The organism is Leptospira alexanderi serovar Manhao 3 str. L 60 (assembly GCF_000243815.2).
GTDB classification, from domain to species: Bacteria; Spirochaetota; Leptospiria; order Leptospirales; family Leptospiraceae; genus Leptospira; species Leptospira alexanderi.
This window is the reverse complement of record NZ_AHMT02000038.1, coordinates 5,001-7,500: the sequence shown is the minus strand read 5'-3', so window position 1 is coordinate 7,500 and position 2,500 is coordinate 5,001. Positions and strand designations below refer to the sequence as shown.

Below are 2,500 nucleotides of genomic sequence, written 5' to 3'. Positions count from 1 at the left end.
TATTGAACATTTCGTCCGTATAGATCGAATCGGGAATACTTACCTGTAACGTCCAAAAACGTTTGTCTTTGCCGACATGAAACGGAAAGAAATAATGTGTGTGCGCTTCGGAATTGGAAGTGAAGTTTTTTCCTTCCTGGCTTTTTTTAAGATAGAATTCCAATTCTTGCGCGTCTGGAATTTTATTCCCAATCAAGGAAGGGTTTTTTCCGTTTACCGTATAAAGCCCGCTTGGGGAAATCAAAGTCATATATCCCTGATTACGAAACGGTTTGACTTCCCCAAATTTCTTTTGTAATTCTTCCGCTTTTAAATCGATCCCACAGGCCCCTCTAAAGAAGCCGTCCTTGCTGATTGGAGCAACAATAGAAATCATCATCGTATCTACGCTATCGGATTTGTAGCGGTACGGTTCTGAAACATAATAAGTATTGTTCTTTTTGGGAACCTGATAGAAATCTCCGGTTCCGTCCTGGTTCTCATAACCCACATTGGGTCTGATCCGGGCTTTTCCTTTTTCACCGGATTGAAATGCGTAAGGAACGAATCTTCCGGTAGAATCGTGTCCGAAAGTGTTTCGATATTGAGCGTCTTTGCCGTCGTAGAGATTCGGCTCATAGACCAGCCAGAGAGCGAAAAAGTTCGGGTTTCTTTCTATGACTTCTTTGATCGAGGTAATAACAGCTTCTCTTGGCGGGGAAGTGAAGATGAGAGGAGAACGAAAACCTCTCGCATAGAACATGGCCGAGTCCAGGATGTCTTTCACTTCCAAGGACCAGCGTTCGGAAGTAATCGTTGAATTATTTTCCACTTCCGATTTTAGATTTCTGTAAGTGGTAATTGAATTGATTGCGGCAAGAATGCTGAATCCGATAAATAGAACTATGGATAAGTAAAGGGAAATACGAAATCGAATACTCATACTTTTTTTGACCTTTTTGTTTTCGAATCGAAAAGAGTCATCCTATCGAAAAAAAAGAATTCATCAATTCAAATATTTATATTTGAAATTCGACTTGGATAAGAATTATAAATCACGATGGAATTTATAAATTGAGGTCAAAGATCTATTCCTTTTTTCGATTTCGCTATAATATAAATCTCTATTTCAATTTGTTTTAAATTTTCCTATCAATTGACCCAGATTTTGCGCTTGTCCATGTATATTTCCGGAGAAGGAAGTGAGATCGTCCGCACCCGATGCAATTTCCTGAGTTCCGTCGGAAATACTCATGATTGTCTTTGTAATTTCATCGGTGGCACGTTTTTGTTCTAAAACCGCTTCTTCGATCTGTAAACTGAAGGTCATAAGTTCGTTTGCGCTCTGAGAAATTTCTTTGGTATTTTCTTCCTGGGTTTTAACGGATGCGAGAACGTTCTTAGCGTACCGATCGAACTCTTCGACTTGTTCTCTCAATTTTTTGAGAACGTCGAAAGCTTCCGCGACTTTAGTATTTCCGTTTAAAACAGCGGTGTTTGTGGAGTTTACAAGGGATCCGATTTCTTGAACGCTTGAAGAAGTCTGTGATGCCAATTTTCCGATTTCTTCAGCGACGACAGCAAATCCTTTACCCGCCTCTCCGGCTCTTGCGGCTTCGATTGCGGCGTTGAGTGCGAGTAAGTTTGTTCTTTCGGAAATTTCGGTGATGATTGATAAGATTTCGGTGATTCGGGAAGCGCTGTCACCGATGGCTGCCATTGCACTTGTGGATGCGGTCATAGCGTTTTCCCCGGTAACTCCTTGTTCTTTGGATAGGGCTGCGAGTTCGACTAAATCCTGCATCTCTCGGTTTATATTAACGATCTGTTCTTTGAGTCTAACGACGTTACCGTCGATTTCCTTCATGCTTAGGACCGCTTTCTCCATGGACTTACCGACGTTTTGAGCGGAAGCGGCAAGTTCTTCAACAGCCGCCGAGGATTCTTCCGCTGCGGAAGCTTGTGTTTGTGCGACGTCGGAGAAATTTCTAGAAGAGTCCGCCATCTTCTCGGAAGTATCTCTGAGGGTGTATGCGGAGCCTCCGATTTCTCGTAGGACTTTGAGAAGATTTTCCCGCATCTGATTCATGGAACTGAGAAGTGCTCCGATTTCGTCATTTTTGTCATGGGAACTTTGTGCGATTAAATTTCCGTTTGCGATTTCCTCGGAGAATCCGACCGCTTTGAGAAGTCCGGCAGAGATCAATCTTTGGAATATAAAATTCACACAAAGAAGAACGGAGACTAGTATGAGTATGGTGGCAATGAAACTTTGAAAAAGAATGGAAATGATTGCGGCTCGATAAATCGAGTTGGGAATACTCACCTGCAGCGCCCAAAAACGTTTGTCTTTGCCGATATGAAACGGAAAGAAATAATGTGTATATCCGTTCGAGTCGGTGGTAAATTTTTTTCCGGTCTCTTCCTGACTTTCTTTGAGATAGAACTCCAATTCTTGGGCATCGGCAATTTGTTTTCCCACCAGATTACCGTCAAAACCATTCACGGCATAAATTCCCTT

2 protein-coding genes (both only partly in view) are annotated in these 2,500 nt (G+C 42.1%); both read right to left on the bottom strand.

All coding sequences use genetic code 11. The features are described from left to right. Positions 1 to 922, bottom strand: the start of a protein-coding gene (locus LEP1GSC062_RS12315; RefSeq protein ID WP_020984421.1) for a methyl-accepting chemotaxis protein. It extends 1,154 nt beyond the left edge of the window; the window shows 922 of its 2,076 coding nt (coding positions 1-922); the start codon lies at positions 920 to 922; its stop codon lies beyond the left edge, outside the window. A 186-nt stretch (positions 923 to 1,108) separates the two neighbouring features. Further along, positions 1,109 to 2,500, bottom strand: the 3' portion of a protein-coding gene (locus tag LEP1GSC062_RS12310) for a methyl-accepting chemotaxis protein (RefSeq protein ID WP_010579174.1). Its footprint extends 693 nt past the window's final position; the window shows 1,392 of its 2,085 coding nt (coding positions 694-2,085); its start codon lies beyond the right edge, outside the window — the gene reads right to left on this strand; it ends in the stop codon at positions 1,109 to 1,111.